The 705-nt window shown below is 67.2% G+C and carries 1 protein-coding gene; it reads right to left on the reverse strand.

Going from position 1 to position 705, the window contains the following annotated elements; all coding sequences use genetic code 11:
- Positions 1-705, reverse strand: a 705-nt coding sequence (locus tag Sya03_RS30670) for a glycosyl hydrolase (RefSeq protein WP_275411497.1), incomplete at both ends; no start/stop codon positions are given.

Consider the following 705-nt stretch of genomic DNA (forward strand, 5'->3'; position numbering starts at 1 on the left):
GTTCGACGCGACGTAGGTCTTCGCGCCGTTCTTGGTGAACACCTTGGCGAGGGGGTGGTTGGCGGTGACGTTCTTGTCGACCAGGCCCAGGGCCGCGAGGTTGCGGATCCAGTGGAAGGTGTGGGCCTTGCTCTCGCCCTCTTCGGAGGTGAAGGAGCTGTTGGCGCGGAACTTGGCCAGGGCGGCGTCGGGGTCGCCGAGGGCGAGGTACTGCCAGTGCATGTCGCGCCAGATGGTGGGTTCGCCGCCGTTGTTGCGGACGAGTTCGGCGTAGGTGGCCCGGACGGATTCCGGGTTGTCGCCGTAGTAGAGCTGGCCGCCGGTGATGGGCAGCATGTTGATGCCGACGATCATGGCGTGCTCGGGGGAGAACCAGGTGGCGTAGGCGCCGCCGGAGCCCCAGACGATGGCGGCGTAGTTGTGCCCCCACTGCGACGGGAAGTTCTCGCCGGTGACGTCGAACCAGTACTCCTGGATCGCGGCGGCCTGGGTGGTGTGGATCCAGATGCCGGCGTCGCGCACGGCGGTGTTGCCGGTGGCCTGGCCCCACTGGATGAGGGCGTTGGCGAAGTTCTGGCCCTCGCTGCTGGACTCCTGGTTGTTGCCCGCGCCGAACGCGCCGTGCCCGGAGGCCCAGTCGTGACCGGCGTAGATGTCGAAGTCACGCAGGTACGGGAACCGGGTGTCGTTGCGGTCGTAGTTGTT

The sequence above is a fragment of the Spirilliplanes yamanashiensis genome (genome assembly GCF_016863475.1).
GTDB classification, from domain to species: domain Bacteria; phylum Actinomycetota; class Actinomycetes; order Mycobacteriales; family Micromonosporaceae; genus Spirilliplanes; species Spirilliplanes yamanashiensis.